Genomic DNA, 18,926 nt, shown 5'->3' with positions numbered 1-18,926 from the left:
TCGTCACTGGCAGGCCTCGCAGGACTCGGGGTTTTCGAGGGAACAGGCGACGGCGTCCGCGTCGGGCGCCGGAGCCTGCTGTACGGGAATGGGCGCGGCTGCGGACGCCGCGCGGGCGATCCGGGTCGCCGGGCGCGAGCGCAGGTAGTACGTCGTCTTCAGCCCCTGCTTCCAGGCGTACGCGTACATCGAGGAGAGCTTGCCGATCGTCGGCGTCTCCATGAAGAGGTTCAGCGACTGGCTCTGGTCGAGGAACGGGGTACGGGCCGCCGCCATGTCGATCAGACCGCGCTGCGGGATCTCCCACGCCGTGCGGTACAGCGCCCGCACGTCCTCGGGGATCCAGGCGAAGCCCTGCACCGAGCCGCTCGCCTCGCGCAGCGCTTCCCGGGTGCGCTCGTCCCACACCCCGAGCCGCTTCAGCTCCTCCACCAGGTACGCGTTGACCTGGAGGAACTCCCCGCTGAGCGTCTCGCGCTTGAAGAGGTTGGAGACCTGCGGCTCGATGCACTCGTACACGCCCGCGATCGAGGCGATCGTCGCCGTCGGCGCGATGGCCAGCAGCAGCGAGTTGCGCATCCCGGTCCGCGCGACCCGGGCGCGCAGCGCCTCCCAGCGCTCCGGCCAGTTCAGCTCGGTGTCGTAGTGGTCGGGGTGCAGCACCCCGCGCGCCGCCCGCGTCCCGGACCAGGCGGGCAGCGGACCCGATCGCTCTGCGAGGTCGCAGGACGCCTCGTACGCGGCGAGCATGATCCGCTCGGAGATCTTCGTGGAGAGCGCGCGGGCCGCGGGGGAGTCGAACGGCAGCCGCAGCTGGAAGAAGACGTCCTGGAGCCCCATGGCGCCCAGGCCCACCGGACGCCACTTGGCGTTGGAGCGGCCCGCCTGCTCGGTCGGGTAGAAGTTGATGTCGACGACCCGGTCCAGGAAGGTCACCGCGGTGCGGACGGTGGCGTCCAGCCGCTCCCAGTCGAGGTCGCCGTCGACGACGAACGCGCCGAGGTTGACCGAGCCCAGGTTGCAGACGGCCGTCTCGCCGTCGTCGGTGACCTCCAGGATCTCCGTGCACAGGTTCGACGAGTGGACGACACGGCCCGGCTCGGCGGTCTGGTTCGCGGTCCGGTTGGCGGCGTCCTTGAACGTCATCCAGCCCTGGCCGGTCTGGGCGAGGGTGCGCATCATCCGGCCGTACAGCTCACGGGCGGGCATCGACTTGCGGGCCAGCCCCTTCGCCTCGGCGGCCCGGTACGCGGCGTCGAACTCCTCGCCCCACAGGTCCACCAGCTCGGGCACGTCGGCGGGCGAGAACAGCGACCAGTGGCTGTCCGCCTCGACCCGGCGCATGAACTCGTCCGGGATCCAGTGCGCCAGGTTGAGGTTGTGCGTGCGCCGCTGGTCCTCGCCCGTGTTGTCCCGCAGCTCCAGGAACTCCTCGACGTCCGCGTGCCAGGTCTCCAGGTAGACGGCGGCGGCGCCCTTGCGGCGACCGCCCTGGTTGACCGCGGCGACGGAGGCGTCGAGCGTCTTCAGGAACGGCACGATGCCGTTGGAGTGCCCGTTGGTGCCGCGGATCAGCGAACCCCGGGAACGGATGCGGGAGTACGGCAGGCCGATGCCGCCGGCGTGCTTCGAGAGCCGGGCCACCTGGTGGTAGCGGTCGTAGATCGAGTCCAGCTCGTCGAGCGGGGAGTCCAGCAGGTAGCAGGAGGACATCTGCGGGTGCCGGGTGCCGGAGTTGAAGAGGGTGGGCGAGGAGGGCAGGTAGTCGAGCCGGCTCATCAGCCCGTACAGCGCCGCGACCTCGTCCACGGCGCGCGGGGAGTCGTCCTCGGCGAGCCCGGACGCGACCCGGAGCATGAAGTGCTGCGGGGTCTCGACGACCTGGCGGGTGTGCGGGTGGCGCAGCAGATAGCGGCTGTGCAGGGTCCGCAGCCCGAAGTAGCCGAAGCGGTCGTCGGCGCCGTCGGCGAGCGCACGCTCCACCAGCGCGTCGAGGGCGGCCGCGTTGCGGGCGACGAAGCCCGCCGTGCGGTCCGCGATCAGGCCCTCGCGGTGTCCGACGGCGACCGAGGCGGAGAAGGAGACGGCGCCCTGTCCGGCGGCCTCGTCCGCGATGGCGCGGGTCAGCAGCCGGGCGGCGAGCCGGGAGTAGGCGGGGTCCTCGGAGATCAGCCCGGCGGCGGCCTCCGTGGCCAGCGAGCGCAGCTCGGCCTCGTCCGCCCGTGCGCTGCGGCCGCGCAGCGCGGCGGCGGCGACGCGCCCGGGGTCGGTGTCGGGCAGATCGGCGGTGAGGTCGGTCAGGGTCCGCAGCAGCGCGGCCCCCGGTCCGTCGTGTGCGGCTGCCCCGGAATCGGCGGCCGTGGACGCGGCGACTGAAGCCGGATCGGCTGGCGCGATGGTCACGTGGTGCTCTCCCTCGCTCGGCTCGGGGCCGGCGGGGGAACGGGGCAGCCGGACGGGCGCGCACCCGGGACGGGGCGGCACTCCGTACGGCGTCCGCCGGCCCAACCGCGAGGCCCGGACGTCTGGCATCCGGTTCGGTCGAGCCGGATGCGCTGTCGGCAGGTCCTCGGACTTGTTCGGGGTACGCGAATGCGCACCGATCACACCGTTGCGGGACAGTTCCGGATTCGCACCGGATTCCCCTGCGGCGACAGCGAGGATGAGCATACATGTGGGGGCCACCCGATGAGGCAGCCCCCAGATGTTGTGTCGGCCGACTCATGTCTGGCCAAGCAGGAAGTGCCCGTGGGCCTTCCGGGAACGGCGGACGGCCCGCCCCGCTCCCTTGCGGCAGGGGCGGGGACGGGCCGTCCCGGGGGGCCGGAGCGACCGTCAGTGGCCGCCGGGCGCCCCCACCGTGGCCGGCGGAAGCTCCACCTGGACGCCCGGGTCGCCCGCGTCGGCCGTGTAGTCGGACGGCGAGGTCTCGTCGACCCCGGCGGGTGCCTTCAGCGCGTTCAGGACGAAGGTGAGCACCACCACGACCACCACGTTCAGCACGAACGCGGTGAGACCGATGTAGCCGATCTCGCCGAGGCCGGGGATCTCCTTGGACGAGCCGCCGAAGTGCTTCTGCGTCGGCGAGGCGACCCCGTACGCGGCCACCGTCCCGTACACCATGCCGACCGCCCAGCCCGCGAGCAGCGCCCAGCGGTGGAACCAGCGGGTGAACAGGCCGCCGACCAGGGCCGGCATCGTCTGGAGGATCCAGATCCCGCCGAGCAGCTGGAAGTTGATCGCGACCGTCTTGTCCATCGTGAGGACGAAGACGAGCGCGCCGACCTTGACGAGCAGCGAGACCAGCTTGGAGACCTTGGTCTCCTGCTCCGGGCTCGCGTCCGGCTTCAGGAAGTCCTTGTAGATGTTGCGGGTGAAGAGGTTGGCCGCGGCGATCGACATGATCGCGGCGGGCACCAGCGCACCGATGCCGATCGCGGCGAACGCGACGCCCGCGAACCAGGCCGGGAACATGTTCTCGAACAGCTGCGGAATGGCCAGCTGCCCGTTGTCCACCTTGATCCCGGCGGCGATCGCCATGAAGCCGAGCAGCGCCAGCAGGCCCAGCATCAGCGAGTACAGCGGCAGGATCGTGGTGTTGCGCCGGATCACGTCACGGCTGCGGCTGGAGAGCGTCGCCGTGATCGAGTGCGGATACATGAAGAGCGCCAGGGCCGAGCCCAGTGCCAGGGTGGCGTATCCCCAGTGGCCCGCCTCGCCCGGTGCGAGCGCGCCGCGCGGTTTGCCGGTGGCCGGGTTGGTCTGCGAGAACGCCTCGCCCGCCTTGGCGAAGATGTCGTCGAAGCCGCCCAGCTTGATCGGGATGTAGATGATCGCCACCGCGATGACCAGGTAGATCAGCCCGTCCTTGACGAACGCGATCAGCGCGGGCGCCCGCAGCCCGGAGGAGTAGGTGTACGCGGCGAGCACCGCGAACGCGATCAGCAGCGGCAGGTCCTTGACGAACCAGTGGGTGTTCTCGCCGCCGCCGACGCCCATCACGTCCAGCACCGCCTGGATGCCGACGAGTTGGAGCGCGATGTACGGCATCGTGGCGAGGATGCCGGTGAGGGCGACCGCCAGCGAAAGGCCCTTCGAGCCGAACCGGCCGCGCACGAAGTCCGAGGTGGTGACGTACCCGTGCTTGTGCGAGACCGACCACAGCCGGGGCAGGAAGGTGAAGATCAGCGGGTACACGAGGATCGTGTACGGCACGGCGAAGAAGCCGGCCGCGCCCGCCGCGTAGATCGCCGCGGGAACGGCGACGAAGGTGTACGCGGTGTACAGGTCGCCGCCGAGCAGGAACCAGGTGACCCAGGTGCCGAACGACCGTCCGCCCAGGCCCCATTCGTCGAGACTGGCCTCGTTCTCCGCCTTGCGCCAGCGGGCCGCCATGAACCCCATGACCGTGACCGCGACGAAGAAGAAGATGAAGACGCCGAGCGCGACGCCGTTCACGCCGTCCTTCATGAGGAGGCACCTCCCTTGCGGGAGCGCTGGTCACGCTGCCACAGCTTGTACGCGACCATCGTGAGCGCGGTGGAGATCAGCACCCAGAGCATCTGGTACCAGTAGAAGAACGGAATGCCGATGAAGGCGGGGTCCACCTTCGCGTAGGAACTCACCCAGAGCATCGCCACGAACGGGGCAATGAGACAGAGGGCGATGACCACGCGCACGGGTGTGACGATGGGTGGTTTCTCTTCGGGTTCTGCTGGCATGAGGCGGTTTCGTCCCCTCGCTGGTTACCTCGTGATGGGCAGGAAATGTAAGCGAGCCTCCGGTCAGCGTCACCCCTGTCCGCATTGCGGTCCGGCAACGGTGCGTCGAGTGGGCGTATACGCACGATGAACGGTCATGGGCGCAGTGCTGGTCCGTACCAGGGGGCGGGGGAGCGGCATGCGAAGACCCCCGTGGAGCGGTGCTCCGCGGGGGTCTTGGAAGGTGGGGGCGGCGGGGTGATGGCCGGAATTGGCCGCCGCCCCGTCCGTGTTCAGTCGGTGGGCCGCTTCAGACGCGCCACGAACTTGTACCGGTCGCCCCGGTAGACCGAGCGCACCCACTCCACCGGCTCGCCCCGCCCGTCGAGCGAGTGCCGGGACAGCATCAGCATCGGCAGGCCCACGTCCGTACCGAGCAGACCGGCCTCGCGCGGGGTGGCCAGCGAGGTCTCGATGGTCTCCTCGGCCTCCGCCAGCCGCACGTCGTACACCTCCGCCAGCGCGGTGTAGAGCGAGGTGTACTTCACCAGTGAACGGCGCAGCGCGGGAAAGCGTTTGGCCGAAAGGTGTGTGGTCTCGATCGCCATCGGCTCCCCGCTGGCGAGCCGCAGCCGCTCGATCCGCAGCACCCGGCCCCCGGTGGTGATGTCGAGCAGTCCGGCGAGCGTGTCGTCGGCCGTGACGTAGCCGATGTCCAGCAGCTGGGAGGTCGGTTCCAGTCCCTGGGCGCGCATGTCCTCGGTGTACGAGGTCAGTTGCAGGGCCTGCGAGACCTTCGGCTTGGCCACGAAGGTGCCCTTGCCCTGGATGCGCTCCAGCCGGCCCTCGACGACCAGCTCCTGGAGCGCCTGGCGCACGGTGGTGCGCGAGGTGTCGAACTCGGCGGCCAGGGTCCGCTCCGGCGGCACGGGGGTGCCCGGCGGCATGGTGTCCGTCATGTCGAGGAGATGTCGCTTCAGCCGGTAGTACTTCGGGACGCGCGCCGTCCGTGTGGCCGCGCCCGTCTCGTTCTCCGCACTTCCCCCGTCGGCACCCATGGTCCGCCTTTCCGACTGCTGCGTTGCTGCCGTCACCGGCTCCTCCGTCTGTCGCGGCTCACATGGTGGCACGGCCCGCTCACGGCTCGTCGCCCTCCCTTAGGTGTCGGTCCTATAACGGACGCGAGTGCACTTCTTATACACCCTTGACACCCCTAAAGGTCTAGGCCAAGCTCCCGGTACTGGTCTAAACCATTAAAGACCAGGTCCAGCCCCAGCAGTACTCGTCGAATGTCTTCGCGGTGGGCGGGGTTGCAGCATCCCTGAGGAGGGTTTGGCGTGAAGCGCAAGCTCATCGCGGCGATCGGCGTCGCGGGCATGATGATCGGCCTCGCGGCCTGCGGGTCCGACGACGACGGCGGCAAGAAGACGGGTGCCGGCAGTTACGAGGGCCAGACCCTCACCGTCTGGACCATGTCCGGCTCCAACCCGCCCGGGTGGACCAAGGCGGTCACCGATGAGTTCGAGAAGAAGACCAAGGCCAAGCTGAAGATCGAAGTCCAGGACTGGAACGGCATTCAGCAGAAGATCACCACGGCCCTCTCGGAGACCAACCCGCCGGACGTCCTGGAGATCGGCAACACCCAGACCCCCGCGTACGCCAAGACCGGCGGTCTCGCCGAGCTGGGCGACCTGAAGAAGGAGATCGGCTCCGGCTGGGCCGACTCGGTCAACGCCCCCTCCGTCTTCGACGGCAAGCAGTACGCCCTGCCGTGGTACGTCGGCAACCGCGTCGTCATGTACAACAAGAAGGTCTTCAAGGACGCCGGCATCACCGAGACGCCGAAGACCCGCGCCGACCTCTTCGAGGCCTTCGAGGCCATCGAGAAGAAGGGCGACGCCGAGCCGATCTACCTGCCCGGCCAGAACTGGTACTTCTTCGACGGCCTGCTCGTCGGCAAGGGCGTCGAGCCGGTCAAGAAGGAGGGCGACAAGTACGTCTCCAACCTGGCCGACCCCAAGGTCGCCGAGGCCATGGACGTCTACAAGCAGTACCAGGCCTTCTCCAAGGCCCCCAAGGACAAGGACGAGGCCACCCCGCAGCAGGCCGAGGTCTTCGCCAAGGGCAAGACCGGCGCCATCATCGCCATGGGCTACGAGGCCGGCACGGCCATCAAGGCCAACCCGGCGATCAAGGACGACATCGGCTTCTTCACCATCCCCGGCGAGACCGCCGACAAGCCCGAGGGCGTCTTCCTCGGCGGTTCGAACCTCGCCGTGGCCGCGGGCAGCAAGAAGCAGGACCTCGCCAAGGAGTTCCTGAAGATCGCGCTCTCCGAGGCGAACGACGGCGCGCTGGTCAAGGAGGTCGGCTGGACGCCGAAGTCCGACGCCACGCAGAAGTTCGCAGCCGACCAGCCCGCCGCCGTGGCCGCCGCCCCGGCCGCCGCCAAGTCCGGTGGCACCACGCCGCTGATCCCGGAGTGGGCGCCGGTCGAGAACCCGCCGAACCCGATCAAGACCTACATGACGCTGGTTCTGCAGGGCAAGTCGCCCGCCGAGGCCGCCAAGCAGGTCGAGGGCGAGCTCAACAAGCGCCTCAGCCAGCAGCAGTAGGCGCAAGTCCGCGTCCGCGCCGGGGCGGCGGGTCCGACCCGCCGCCCCGGCGTACGCACCGTTCCGTGTAGAGCTCTGTTGGAAGAGATGGCGAGCATGGCAGTGCAGACCGACCCCTCGGACGTGGCCGAGTCGGCCGCGGTCCGCGGGCAGGACGGGAAACCACCCGTCGGGCAGCGCGGAGGAAACAAGCGAAGGCCGGGCATCGGCGCGGCGCCCTACCTGTTGATGGTTCCCGCGCTCGCGGTGACGGCGCTCTTCCTCGGGTATCCCCTGGTGAAGAACGCCCTGCTGTCGTTCCAGAACCTCAACATGGGACAGCTGATCCAGCATGTCACCGAGTGGAACGGCTTCAAGAACTACCAGGAGATCCTCACCGGTGAGGACTTCTGGCGGGTCACCCTCCGCACGATCGTGTTCACCGGCGTCAACGTCGTACTGATCATGATCCTCGGCACCCTGGTCGGACTGCTGCTGGCCCGCCTCGGCAAGAAGATGCGGTTCACCCTGATGATCGGCCTGGTGCTCGCCTGGGCCATGCCGATCGTGGCCGCGTCCACCGTCTACCAGTGGCTGTTCGCCTCGCGCTTCGGCGTGGTCAACTACGTGCTGGACAAGCTCGGCTGGCACTCGATGGCCGACTTCAACTGGACCGGATCGCAGTTCTCCACCTTCTTCGTGGTGACCCTGATGATCGTCTGGCAGTCCATCCCGTTCGTGGCGATCAACCTCTACGCGGCGACCACCACGATCGCCAAGGAACTGTACGAGGCCGCCTCGCTCGACGGCGCCGGCGTCTGGAAGAGCTTCACCTCGGTGACGTTCCCCTTCCTGCGGCCCTTCCTCTACGCCACGACCTTCCTCGAAGTCATCTGGGTCTTCAAGGCGTTCCCGCAGATCTTCACCATCAGCGAGGGCGGCCCCAACCGCCTCACCGAGACGCTGCCCATCTACGCCTTCGTCGAAGGCGTCGGCAACCAGCACTACGGCATGGGCGCGGCGATCTCGCTGCTGACCATCCTGATCATGCTGGGGCTGACCTCCTACTACCTCCGCATCGTTCTCAAGCAAGAGGAGGACGAGCTGTGAAGCGCTCACTGTTCGGCCGCATCTGGCCCAACGCGACGGCGATCGTCCTCTTCGCCGGCCTGGTCTTCCCCGTCTACTGGATGTTCAGCACGGCGTTCAAGCCGACCGGCGACATCATCACCGAGACGCCCGTCTGGTTCCCGACCGACGTCACGTTCGAGCACTTCAAGACGGCGTACAACGCGCCCGACTTCCTGACCCTGGTCGGGAACTCACTGACCGTCACCCTGCTCGCCGTGGCCTTCTCGCTGATCATCGCGCTCTTCGCGTCGTTCGCGCTGGCCCGGATGCGGTTCAAGGGCCGCAAGGGCATGATCCTGGTCTTCATGATCGCCCAGATGGCGCCCTGGGAAGTCATGGTCATCGCGATCTACATGCTGGTCCGCGACGCGGACATGCTCAACAGCCTGGTCCCGCTGACCCTCTTCTACATGGTGATGGTGCTCCCCTTCACGATCCTCACGCTGCGCGGCTACGTTGCCGCCGTGCCCAAGGAACTGGAGGAGTCCGCCATGGTCGACGGCTGCACCCGCCCGCAGGCGTTCGCCAAGGTCATCCTGCCGCTGCTCGCCCCCGGCCTGATGGCCACCTCGCTCTTCGGCTTCATCACGGCGTGGAACGAGTTCCCGCTGGTCCTGATCCTCAACAAGGAACCCGGGGCCAAGACGCTCCCGCTGTGGCTCTCGCAGTTCCAGAGCCAGTTCGGCGACGACTGGGGCGCCACCATGGCCGCCGCGTCGATCTTCGCCGTCCCGATCCTCGTCCTGTTCGTCTTCCTGCAGCGCAAGGCCGTCAGCGGCCTCACCGACGGTGCCGTGAAGGGATAACGCCGCTCATGACCACCCTCATAACCGCCGTGGACACCCTCACCCGCGACGCGCTCACCGTCCTGCAGCCCGGGTTCACCGGCACCACCGCCCCGGACTGGGTGCTGCGCAAGATCGGCGAGGGCCTCGGCTCCGTCGCACTGTTCGGCCGGAACATCCGGACTCCCGAGCAGGTGACCGCGCTCACCGCCCAGCTCAGGGCCGAGCGCGACGACCTCCTCGTCGCGATCGACGAGGAGGGCGGCGACGTCACCCGCCTGGAGGTGCGCACCGGCTCCTCGTTCCCCGGCAACCTCGCCCTCGGTCACGTCGACGACCTCGGCCTGACCCGCGCGGTGGCCCAGGAGCTCGGCCGCCGGCTCGCCGAGTGCGGCGTCAACCTCAACTGGGCGCCGTCCGCCGACGTCAACTCCAACCCGGGCAACCCGATCATCGGCGTACGGTCCTTCGGGGCCGACACCGCGCTCGTGGCCCGGCACACCGCCGCGTACGTCGAGGGCCTCCAGGCCGCCGGGGTCGCCGCCTGCACCAAGCACTTCCCGGGCCACGGCGACACCGCGATCGACTCGCACCACGCGATGCCGCGCATCGACGTGGACCTGGAGACCCTGCACGCCCGGGAACTGGTGCCCTTCAGAGCCGCCGTCGCCGCGGGTTCCAAGTGCGTGATGAGCGCGCACATCCTGCTGCCCGCCCTCGACCCGGACCGCCCCGCGACGGTGAGCCCGCAGATCCTCACCGGGCTGCTGCGCGAGGAACTGGGCTACGACGGCCTGATCGTCACCGACGCCGTGGAGATGCAGGCCATCGCCGCGACGTACGGCATCGAGCGCGGCTCCGTCCTCGCGATCGCCGCGGGGGCCGACGCCCTGTGCGTCGGCGGCGGCCTGGAGGACGAGGAAACGGTACGGCGGCTGCGCGACGCGTTGGTCGGCGCGGTGCGCAGCGGCGAACTTCCCGAGGAGCGGCTCGCGGACGCCGCCGCACGGGTGCGCACCCTCGCGTCCTGGACGCAGGGGGCCCGGGGGACCGGTTCGGAGCCGGGCGCGGCAGCGCAGGAGGGGACCGTGCCCGGCACCGGAACCGGTTCCGACATCGGCCTGGTCGCCGCCCGCCGCGCGGTGCGGGTGACCGGCTCCGCCGAACCGCTGACCGAGCCCGGCTACGTCGCCGCGTTCACCTCCGCGGCGAACATCGCCGTCGGCGACGAGACCCCCTGGGGCGTCGCCGCGGAGCTGGGCCGGATGCTGCCGGGCACGGAGACCGGCACGTACAGCAGCGAGACCGAGGAGCCCGCCGACGCGGTGCTGCGGGCCGCGGGGGAGCGGCGCCTCGTCGTGGTGGTCCGCGACGTCCACCGCCACGCCTGGATGGCCGAGGCCCTGGACGCCCTGGTCGCGCGGCGCCCCGACACGATCGTGGTCGAGATGGGCGTACCGCAGGCGGCCCCCACGGGCGCCCTGCACATCGCCACTCACGGCGCCGCCCGCGTCTGCGGTCTGGCGGCGGCGGAGGTCATCGTCGGCGGTACGGGCCCGACGGCCTGAGCCCGGGGTGCGACGCGGACCGGGGGGCACGTCACACCCGGCCGGGGCGCCCGGCGCCCGTCCGCGCGGACGGATGCCGGGCGTTCCCGCGCGTACGTGGAGAGGCCGTTCACCGGCCGGGCGTCCTCCCGCGCCAAAGAGCGCCGGGGCGCGCACGGCGCGGGCGGTCGCGGCCCCGTACGCCCCGGAAGTGCGCACGGCACGCGAGAGGGCCGGGAACACCCGCGACGGTGTTCCCGGCCCTCTCACGTGCCTCCGGACCGGTCTACAACCCCTGCCACGCGGGCTTCGCCGCGTACGTGGCGCGGAAGTAGTCCGCCAGCTTCAGCTTCGACGCCGCGGCCTCGTCCACCACGACCGTCGCGTGCGGGTGCAGCTGGAGCGCCGAGGCGGGCACGATCGAGGCGACCGGCCCCTCCACCGTCTGCGCCACTGCCTCCGCCTTGCCCTCGCCGGTGGCGAGCAGGATCGGGTGGCGGGCCTCCAGGATGGTGCCGATGCCCTGGGTGATCACGTGGTGCGGCACCTGGCTGATGTCGTCGTCGAAGAAGCGCGCGTTGTCGATCCGGGTCTGCTCGGTGAGCGTCTTGATCCGGGTGCGTGAGGCGAGCGAGGAGCACGGCTCGTTGAAGCCTATGTGCCCGTCGGTGCCGATGCCGAGGAGCTGGAGGTCCACCCCGCCGGCCTCGGCGAGCGCCCTGTCGTACGCCAGGCAGGCGGCCGGGATGTCCTCGGCGGAGCCGTCGGGGCCCATGAAGGACTCCTCGGACAGACCGAGCGGTTCGACGACCTCGCGCAGCACCACGGACCGGTAGGACTCGGGGTGGCCGGCCGGCAGTCCGACGTACTCGTCGAGCTGGCAGATGCGGGCGCGCGAGGCGTCCACGGCACCGGAGCGGACCTTGGCCGCCAGTGCCTGGTAGATGGGCAGCGGGGTCGAGCCGGTGGCAACGCCGAGAAGGGCGTCGGGCTTGCGGCTCAGCAGGGCACCGATGGCCTCCGCGATGAGTTCTCCGCCTGCCTTGGCGTCCGGGACGATGACAACTTCCACGCGGGGCCTGCCGATCTGAGGAGTCGAATCGATATGTGGTATAGACCAATCGCGCCCCAATTTAGCAGACCCCGCCGCCGCGGGTACGGCTGTCTCACCGGCCGCCCACTGGCGGGTGCGGGGGGCCGCGTGGTCGACTGGGCCGAACGGCGTCGCCGACGCCCGGGGCACTCCTGGGAGGCACACGACATGTCCGCCACTTCTCCGGCCGACGGCAGCGAGCGGCCGGGCCGGATCATGTCCGGCGAGATGGCCGAGCAGCCCGCGATGCTGCGGCGCATCCTCGACGAGGGCGCCCCGAGGATCCGTGAGGTGGCCGCCGGGATCGCGGCGCGCTCGCCGCGCTTCGTGCTGCTCACCGCCCGGGGCACGTCCGACAACGCGGCGCTGTACGCCAAGTACCTGCTGGAGATCCGGCGCGGCATGCCCTGCGGCCTCACCTCGATGTCCACCACCACCGCGTACGGCGCCCGGCCCGACCTCGGGGACGTCCTGGTCGTCACCGTCAGCCAGTCCGGCGGCTCGCCCGACCTGGTGGCCTCGACCGGAGCGGCCCGCGAGGCGGGCGCGATCACCCTGGCCGTCACCAACAACAGGGACTCGCCGCTCGCGGCCGTCTCCGAGTACCACATCGACATCCTGGCGGGCCCGGAGAAGGCCCTTCCGGCCACCAAGACGTACACCGCGTCGCTGCTGTCCCTCTACCTCTTCGTGGAGGGCCTGGGCGGCGGCGACGGGGCGGCTGCCGCGGTCCTGCCGGAGCGGGCCGAGCAGATCCTGGCCCGCAAGGACGAGATCCGGACCCTGGCCGCGCGCTACCGCTTCGCCGAGCGCATGGTCATCACCTCCCGCGGCTACGGCTACCCCACCGCCAAGGAGGCGGCCCTGAAGCTGATGGAGACCAGCTACATCCCGGCCCTCTCCTACTCCGGCGCCGATCTGCTGCACGGCCCGCTCGCCATGGTCGACAACATCTCCCCGGTGATCGCCGTGGTCACCGACGGCCGGGGCGGCGAGGCCCTCCAGCCGGTCCTGGACCGGCTGCGCGGCCGGGGGGCGGACCTGTTCGTGGTCGGTCCGCAGGCCCAGGTGGCGGCGGCGTCCGCGGGCTTCGTGCTGCCGACGGCCGGGGTCGCCGAGGAGGTCCAGCCGGTCCTGGAGATCCTGCCGCTGCAGATGCTGGCGTACGAGGTGACGATCGCCCGGGGGCAGGACCCGGACGCGCCCCGGGCGCTGGCCAAGGTCACCGAGACCCGCTGACCGCCGGCCGGTCCGCCCGCGGGCCCGGAAACACCCGCGGGCCACGGCGCCGGGACGGGACCCTCAGCCCGTCCGGCACCGCAGCCCGGAGCAAGGCCGGCGGTGTGCGGTGCCCCCGGCCGGGGAGAGGCACCGACGCGGTCAGGGCAGAGAGCGCGGTACCTCGATCCGCTCTCCTGTGCGGGGAGAGCGGAAGTCGTGTCCTGAGCATTGTGGACTAGACCATTCGCCCGTGTCCATCCATGGGAGCACGGCAAATTTCCGGGCCTCCCACCCTTGCACGTACGGCCGGGCTGTCCGGTTCGGAACCATTGCCCGTCCGCGGGTACGCTCGCACACGTGCCCTCCATGAACGACCTCGTCCGCCAGCACACGGCCCTCGGTGACACCGACCTGGAATGGCTGCACCTGCTGGTCTCGGAGTGGCAGCTGCTCTCCGACCTGTCCTTCGCCGACCTCGTGCTGTGGGTCCCCACCCGCGACGGCACCCGTTACGTCTCCGTGGCCCAGATGCGGCCCAACACCGGCCCCACCTCCTATCAGGACGACATGGTCGGCCACCTGGTCCCGCGCGGACGCCGGCCGCTGCTGGACGCGGCGCTGGACGAGGGCCGGATCGTGCGCGAGGGGGACCCCGAGTGGCGCGAGGAGGTGCCGGTACGGGTCGAGTCGATCCCGGTGCGCCGGGAGGGCCGGGTGCTCGGCGTCATCGCCCGCAACACCAACCTCCTCACCGTCCGCACCCCGTCCCGGCTGGAGCTCACCTACCTCCAGTCGGCCTCCGACCTGGCCCAGATGATCGCCGCCGGGGCCTTCCCGTTCCCCGGCCAGCAGGTCGACATGGACGCGTCGCCGCGCGTCGGCGACGGGCTGATCAGGCTCGACGCCGACGGGGTCGTCCAGTACGCCAGCCCCAACGGCCTCTCCGCGTACCACCGTCTCGGCCTCGCCTCCGATCTGGTCGGCCAGCACCTGGGCAAGATCACCGCCGAACTGGCCCCCTCCCGCGGCCCGGTGGACGAGGCCCTCGTCAAGCTCGCCAGCGGCTACGCGCCCCGGGAGTTCGAGGTCGAGGGCGAGGGCGGGGTGATCCAGCTCCGGGCGATCCCGCTCAAGCCCAAGGGCGTCCGGATCGGCTCCCTGGTCCTGCTCCGGGACGTCACCGAACTGCGCCGCCGCGAACGCGAATTGATCACCAAGGACGCCACCATCCGGGAGATCCACCACCGGGTGAAGAACAACCTCCAGACCGTTGCCGCCCTGTTGCGGCTCCAGGCCCGGCGGATGGACTCCGAGCAGGGCCGGGAGGCGCTCAACGAGGCGGTGCGGCGCGTCGGTTCGATCGCCATCGTCCATGAGACGCTGTCCCAGAATCTGGACGAGCGGGTGGAGTTCGACGAGATCGCCGACCGGGTCATCGCCATGGTCGCCGAGATCTCCCCGGGCAAGGTCACCTGCCGCCGCACGGGCCGGTTCGGCATCCTCGACGCCGAAGTGGCCACACCTCTGGCGATGGTGCTCACGGAGATCATGCAGAACGCCCTGGAGCACGCCTTCACGCTCGCCGAGTCCGGCACGGTGGAGGTGTCCGCGGTGCGCGGCGGCTCCTCGGTCGAGAAGCGGCTGCTGATCACGGTCCAGGACGACGGCTGCGGTCTGCCCGAGGGGTTCGACCCGCAGCGCGCCGGCAATCTGGGGCTGCAGATCGTCAGGACGCTGGTGGAGGGGGAGTTGGGCGGAACCTTCGGCATGGTCCCGGCCTCCGAGCGCGGCACCCGGGTCGTCCTCGACATCCCGGTCCGCGCCGAGAAGTAGCCCCCGGTCCGGACCGGGGTCGCCCGGGGAGCGGCCCCGGAAGCGTCAACACAGCAGCGAACCCGGGCCGTTGTGTGATCACACGGCCCGGGTTCGCTGTTCATGCATGCGCTTCGGGGGTACTGCGCGCTGCGACTCGGGGGGCGGGGTTGTGCGTACGCGCTGTACGCGCCGCCTGGCTGAGGCTCGTAGCGGTGGCGTCGGCTCAGGCGCTGGCGTTACGCGCCCGGTTGCGAGCGGCCCGGCGCTTCATCGCGCGGCGCTCGTCCTCGCTGAGGCCACCCCAGACGCCGGAGTCCTGGCCGGACTCGAGCGCCCACTGCAGGCACTGCTCCATGACGGGGCAGCGTCGGCAGACGGCCTTGGCTTCCTCGATCTGCAGCAGCGCAGGACCGGTGTTGCCGATGGGGAAGAACAGCTCGGGGTCTTCCTCGCGACAAACGGCGTTGTGACGCCAGTCCATGGCTGCTACCTCTCCTTGGTATTGCATACTGGTGCTTGTGAATGTGAACGCTTTCACGAATCCCCCCGCAGGCGAAGGGCCGACGCCCAGGCGAACTGGTTGTGGTCCTGTGGAGTGAGGGGTTCTGGCTTTCAGTGGAGGCCGTTGCTGCGGGCCGTCCCGATCGCCATGTAGAGATTCGCAAACCTCAGCGGCGGATACAACCCCTTCTGGAAACTTTTTTTTGATTCCTCGGTGTCGACTAGGTCACAGCCGTACTTCTATGGGGTGGAGCCCAGCCCAAACGTTCGAGTTAAAGGACTTTGGTCCCTTCCACTCACACAATCACACGCAGTGCACGGCGTACGCCTGTGAACGTCACACTCGTGCGCACTCCCAAGTGGTCGCCGTCCATCTGGAAGGGCAGCGGCACCTTTGAATGCAAGGTGAAGTTCGTGAGGTCGTGAAGTGAAACGGCGTGCTTGCCGCGAGGGCCCTTCTCGGGGCTCGAAGTGAGCAGCTGGGTGCCATAACGAGCGACCGCCGAAGTGGAGAGCCGCTTCAGTCCGAGCAGATCGAGACCAGTGTCGAAACTCGCCCTGGGGGACGCGTACATGGGGCGATTCCCCAGGTAGGTCCAGGGGGCGGTGTTGGAGATTATGGACAGCGCGAGGTCGGTGACCGGTTCTTCCCCGGCGATCTCCAGGGTGATCGCCCCGTTCCTGCGGTGGGGTTCCTCCAGGAATTGCCGGACCACCTGGCGCACGTACAGCGCATGGGTCGAACGCTTACCGCGTTCGCGTTTTTGTTCGACTCGACCGACCACGCCCGCGTCGAATCCGAGTCCGGCGCAGAAAGTGAACCAGCGTTCGGGAACGGATTCGTCCTCGCTGCCCGGAGTGCCGGCCGCCAGCCCGAGCCCGACCGTGCGTTCGGTGCGGTTGGCGAGCGCGTCCAGGATCGCGCCGGTCGCCTCCACCGCGTCGTTGGGCAGCCCCAGGGCGCGTGCGAACACATTGGTGGAACCGCCGGGGACCACCGCGAGGCTCGGCAGGCCGTCCGGGTCGGGACCGTTGTGGAGCAGGCCGTTGACGACCTCGTTGACCGTGCCGTCGCCGCCCAGGGCGACCACCAGGTCGATGTCGTCGGCCTCCGCGGCCCGCCGTCCCAGATCCCGGGCGTGGCCGCGGTACTCGGTGGTCACGGCCTCCAGCTTCATCTCGCTGGCGAGCGCGTGGATGAGCACGTCACGGGTCCGCGCACTGGTGGTGGTAGCAGCTGGATTGACCACGAGGAGTGCGCGCATGCCCGTCAGACTACCTACCGCGCGGTATTGCCCTGAAGTCCTCCCCCATGACCTTCACGCTCCGTGACTGGTCGGGCGCGGCGGGACCGGACGGACGGCCCGGCCCGTACCGATTCCGACCCCGGCTTCGCTTTCGCGGCGCCGGGATGCCAACCTGCAGGGGTGAGTACTCAGCAGAACACGTCCGACCCGTCGCCCGCGCCGCGGCTCGAACCGGCGAAGCCGAGCAGGATCACCCTCGTGGCCGCACTCACCGCCCTGGAAGGGGCGGCGCTCGCCATCGGCGGGATCTACATGCTGGTCATGGGGCTGCTCGGCCGGCCCGAGAGCCCGCAGCAGGCGGAGATGGGCGGTCTGACGCTGGTCGCGCTCGCCCTCATCCCGTTGTTCGCCGCCCGCGGTCTGCTGCTGCGGCGCAGCTGGAGCCGGGGCCCCGCGCTCATCACGCAGATCATCGCGCTTCCGGTGGCCTGGACGTTGCTGAGGTCGCAGGGCGTGCTGATCCCGGCCGGGATCGTGCTCGCCGCGGTGACGCTGACGGCGCTCTACCAGCTGGTCAGGCCGACGACGATCGAGGCGCTGGGCATCCGCCGGCCGGGCACCACGCCGGAGGCCTGACCCCGCCGGAGCCGTCACGCGCCCCGCCGCCCGCCCCCCCCACGAGGGCGGACCGGGCGGCGGGGCGCGTGACGTGACGGGCACGCGGCGCCGCACCCGCCTCCTCGGCGTCGGCGTCACCACTGCCCGTCGGCCGCTACTCCTCCACGAGCAGCCGCTCGCGCAGTTGCGCCAGCGTGCGGGCCAGCAGGCGCGAGACGTGCATCTGGGAGATGCCGACCTCCTGCGCGATCTGCGACTGGGTCATGTTGCCGAAGAACCGAAGCAGCAGAATCCGCTTCTCGCGCGGCGGCAGATCCTCCAGCAGCGGCTTGAGCGACTCCCGGTACTCGACGCCCTCCAGCGCCTCGTCCTCGGAACCCAGCGTGTCCGCGACCGCCGGGGACTCGTCGTCCGTGTCCGGCACGTCCAGCGAGAGCGTGCTGTACGCGTTGGCCGATTCCAGGCCCTCCAGGACCTCTTCCTCGGAGATGCCCAGCCGCTCCGCCAGCTCATGGACCGTGGGCGAGCGCCCGTGCTGCTGGGAGAGCTCGGCGGTGGCCGTGGTCAGCGAGAGCCGCAGCTCCTGGAGCCGGCGCGGCACCCGGACCGCCCAGCCCTTGTCCCGGAAGTGGCGCTTGATCTCGCCCACGACCGTGGGGGTCGCGTACGTCGAGAACTCGACCCCGCGGTCCGGATCGAACCGGTCCACCGACTTGATCAGGCCGATCGTGGCGACCTGGGTGAGGTCGTCCAGCGGCTCGCCGCGATTGCGGAACCGGCGGGCCAGGTGCTCCACGAGCGGCAGGTGCATCCGCACCAGCTGGTTGCGCAGCTCGGCCTTCTCGGGCGACCCGTCGGGAAGCGAGCGCAGTTCGACGAACAGCGCCCGCGCCCCGCTGCGGTCGTGTGGATCGTGATGCACGTGCTCGCTCATCTGGCCCGTCCGCTCCGTCTGCGACTGCTCCATCGCGACCGTACGGCCCGCAGGCCCGTCCGCCCCGTCCACTGGATGGGGCAGGGCCTGCTGCTCCGGGATGCCTGTTGCCCGTACCACCCCTGATCGCATCGTCTCGTCCCGCACAGGACCTTCCCCGTTCCTCTTGCTCACGCCGGCCCGGGTCCCGCGCCGCGCTGTTTGTAGAGGCTGATGCTGACCGTCCGGTCGTCGGCGACCGAGGAGTCGACCTTTCCGGCCAGTGCGGACAGCACCGTCCAGGCGAAGGTGTCGCGCTCCGGCGCCCTGCCGTCCGTCGTCGGGGCCGACACCGTCACCTCGAGAGAATCCTCGACGAGCCGGAAGACGCAGCTGAGGACGGAGCCCGGCACGGCCTGCTGAAGCAGGATCGCGCAGGCCTCGTCGACCGCGATGCGAAGATCCTCGATCTCGTCGAGGGTGAAATCCAAGCGTGCTGCCAGCCCGGCCGTGGCCGTGCGCAGCACCGACAGGTAGGCACCCGCAGCGGGCAGCCGGACCTCTACGAAGTCCTGATTCCCGGGCTCGCCTGCGATCTGGGACACCCTCACCTCCAAGGTGGCACAAACTCTTTCGAGGATCCGGGAAGGGCACCCCGGAGCCATGCGGTACGTCTTCGGTTGTGGTCCGGCGACGCTATCGCGACCCATGATGCCGTGTCGCCGGATCCCCAGCCCACGACTGTCACTCATGGTAAACCC

16 protein-coding genes and 1 riboswitch are annotated in these 18,926 nt (G+C 70.0%); of the genes, 7 read left to right on the top strand and 9 right to left on the bottom strand.

Annotated features, from left to right (window positions below; genetic code table 11):
• Window positions 1-3: 3 nt before the first annotated feature.
• From ACWCXX_RS15205 to ACWCXX_RS15190, 4 genes are all read right to left on the bottom strand, one after another.
• Entirely contained in the window at window positions 4-2,403 is a 2,400-nt protein-coding gene (locus ACWCXX_RS15205) for a ribonucleoside-diphosphate reductase subunit alpha (protein ID WP_451127201.1), read from the bottom strand.
• A gap of 140 nt (window positions 2,404-2,543) precedes the next feature.
• Window positions 2,544-2,670, bottom strand: a riboswitch (cobalamin riboswitch).
• Between the two features lie 165 nt (window positions 2,671-2,835).
• Entirely contained in the window at window positions 2,836-4,470 is a 1,635-nt protein-coding gene (mctP, locus tag ACWCXX_RS15200) for a monocarboxylate uptake permease MctP (RefSeq protein WP_451127199.1), read from the bottom strand.
• Window positions 4,467-4,721 carry a DUF3311 domain-containing protein gene (locus ACWCXX_RS15195; RefSeq protein ID WP_451127197.1) on the bottom strand — a complete coding sequence of 85 codons (255 nt, stop codon included), beginning with the start codon at window positions 4,719-4,721 and terminating at the stop codon, window positions 4,467-4,469. The genes mctP and ACWCXX_RS15195 overlap by 4 nt, the downstream gene beginning before the upstream one ends.
• Window positions 4,722-4,993: 272 nt before the next feature.
• Window positions 4,994-5,758 (bottom strand): GntR family transcriptional regulator, encoded by a 765-nt coding sequence (locus ACWCXX_RS15190; protein ID WP_148840392.1) that lies wholly within the window; start codon window positions 5,756-5,758, stop codon window positions 4,994-4,996.
• 279 nt (window positions 5,759-6,037) lie between these two features.
• On the opposite strand from ACWCXX_RS15190, the gene ACWCXX_RS15185 reads away from it, so the two are divergent.
• The 4 genes from ACWCXX_RS15185 to ACWCXX_RS15170 all read left to right on the top strand — a co-directional run bounded on the left by ACWCXX_RS15185 (window position 6,038) and on the right by ACWCXX_RS15170 (window position 10,778).
• Window positions 6,038-7,315, top strand: coding sequence for an extracellular solute-binding protein (locus ACWCXX_RS15185; protein WP_451127195.1), 1,278 nt, complete (start codon window positions 6,038-6,040; stop codon window positions 7,313-7,315).
• 96 nt (window positions 7,316-7,411) lie between these two features.
• A complete protein-coding gene (locus ACWCXX_RS15180; protein ID WP_451127193.1) occupies window positions 7,412-8,404 on the top strand; it encodes a carbohydrate ABC transporter permease in 993 nt (330 codons plus the stop codon).
• Window positions 8,401-9,231: a carbohydrate ABC transporter permease gene (locus ACWCXX_RS15175; RefSeq protein ID WP_451127191.1), complete on the top strand. Its 831-nt coding sequence runs from the start codon at window positions 8,401-8,403 to the stop codon at window positions 9,229-9,231. The genes ACWCXX_RS15180 and ACWCXX_RS15175 overlap by 4 nt, the downstream gene beginning before the upstream one ends.
• 8 nt (window positions 9,232-9,239) lie before the next feature.
• Window positions 9,240-10,778, top strand: coding sequence for a glycoside hydrolase family 3 protein (locus tag ACWCXX_RS15170; protein ID WP_451127189.1), 1,539 nt, complete (start codon window positions 9,240-9,242; stop codon window positions 10,776-10,778).
• Window positions 10,779-11,043: 265 nt separating this feature from the next.
• Here the strand turns inward: ACWCXX_RS15170 and nagB are convergent, their stop codons facing one another.
• A complete protein-coding gene (gene nagB, locus ACWCXX_RS15165; protein ID WP_451127187.1) occupies window positions 11,044-11,829 on the bottom strand; it encodes a glucosamine-6-phosphate deaminase in 786 nt (261 codons plus the stop codon).
• 189 nt (window positions 11,830-12,018) lie between these two features.
• On the opposite strand from nagB, the gene ACWCXX_RS15160 reads away from it, so the two are divergent.
• Both ACWCXX_RS15160 and ACWCXX_RS15155 read left to right on the top strand, forming a co-directional pair.
• Complete coding sequence (locus ACWCXX_RS15160; RefSeq protein WP_451127185.1) at window positions 12,019-13,089, top strand: SIS domain-containing protein; 1,071 nt, start codon at window positions 12,019-12,021, stop codon at window positions 13,087-13,089.
• A gap of 348 nt (window positions 13,090-13,437) precedes the next feature.
• Complete coding sequence (locus ACWCXX_RS15155) at window positions 13,438-14,904, top strand: sensor histidine kinase (protein ID WP_451127401.1); 1,467 nt, start codon at window positions 13,438-13,440, stop codon at window positions 14,902-14,904.
• A 205-nt stretch (window positions 14,905-15,109) separates the two neighbouring features.
• On the opposite strand, the gene ACWCXX_RS15150 is transcribed toward ACWCXX_RS15155, so the two are convergent.
• Together ACWCXX_RS15150 and ACWCXX_RS15145 are read right to left on the bottom strand one after the other, a co-directional pair.
• Window positions 15,110-15,367 carry a WhiB family transcriptional regulator gene (locus ACWCXX_RS15150; protein WP_003953983.1) on the bottom strand — a complete coding sequence of 86 codons (258 nt, stop codon included), beginning with the start codon at window positions 15,365-15,367 and terminating at the stop codon, window positions 15,110-15,112.
• A gap of 316 nt (window positions 15,368-15,683) precedes the next feature.
• Window positions 15,684-16,652 carry a diacylglycerol/lipid kinase family protein gene (locus ACWCXX_RS15145; protein ID WP_451127183.1) on the bottom strand — a complete coding sequence of 323 codons (969 nt, stop codon included), beginning with the start codon at window positions 16,650-16,652 and terminating at the stop codon, window positions 15,684-15,686.
• Between the two features lie 240 nt (window positions 16,653-16,892).
• On the opposite strand from ACWCXX_RS15145, the gene ACWCXX_RS15140 reads away from it, so the two are divergent.
• Window positions 16,893-17,270, top strand: coding sequence for a hypothetical protein (locus ACWCXX_RS15140; RefSeq protein ID WP_451127399.1), 378 nt, complete (start codon window positions 16,893-16,895; stop codon window positions 17,268-17,270).
• 136 nt (window positions 17,271-17,406) lie between these two features.
• Here ACWCXX_RS15140 and ACWCXX_RS15135 read toward each other — a convergent pair whose 3' ends face one another.
• Together ACWCXX_RS15135 and ACWCXX_RS15130 are read right to left on the bottom strand one after the other, a co-directional pair.
• On the bottom strand, window positions 17,407-18,333 hold the full coding sequence (locus ACWCXX_RS15135) for an RNA polymerase sigma factor SigF (RefSeq protein ID WP_451127397.1): 927 nt from the start codon (window positions 18,331-18,333) through the stop codon (window positions 17,407-17,409).
• Window positions 18,334-18,356: 23 nt separating this feature from the next.
• Entirely contained in the window at window positions 18,357-18,770 is a 414-nt protein-coding gene (locus tag ACWCXX_RS15130; RefSeq protein WP_148839137.1) for an ATP-binding protein, read from the bottom strand.
• Window positions 18,771-18,926 lie beyond the last annotated feature (156 nt).

The organism is Streptomyces sp. NPDC001732, assembly GCF_053596315.1.
Note: the sequence above shows the minus strand (reverse complement) of the source record. Positions and strands in the feature narration are given on the sequence as shown.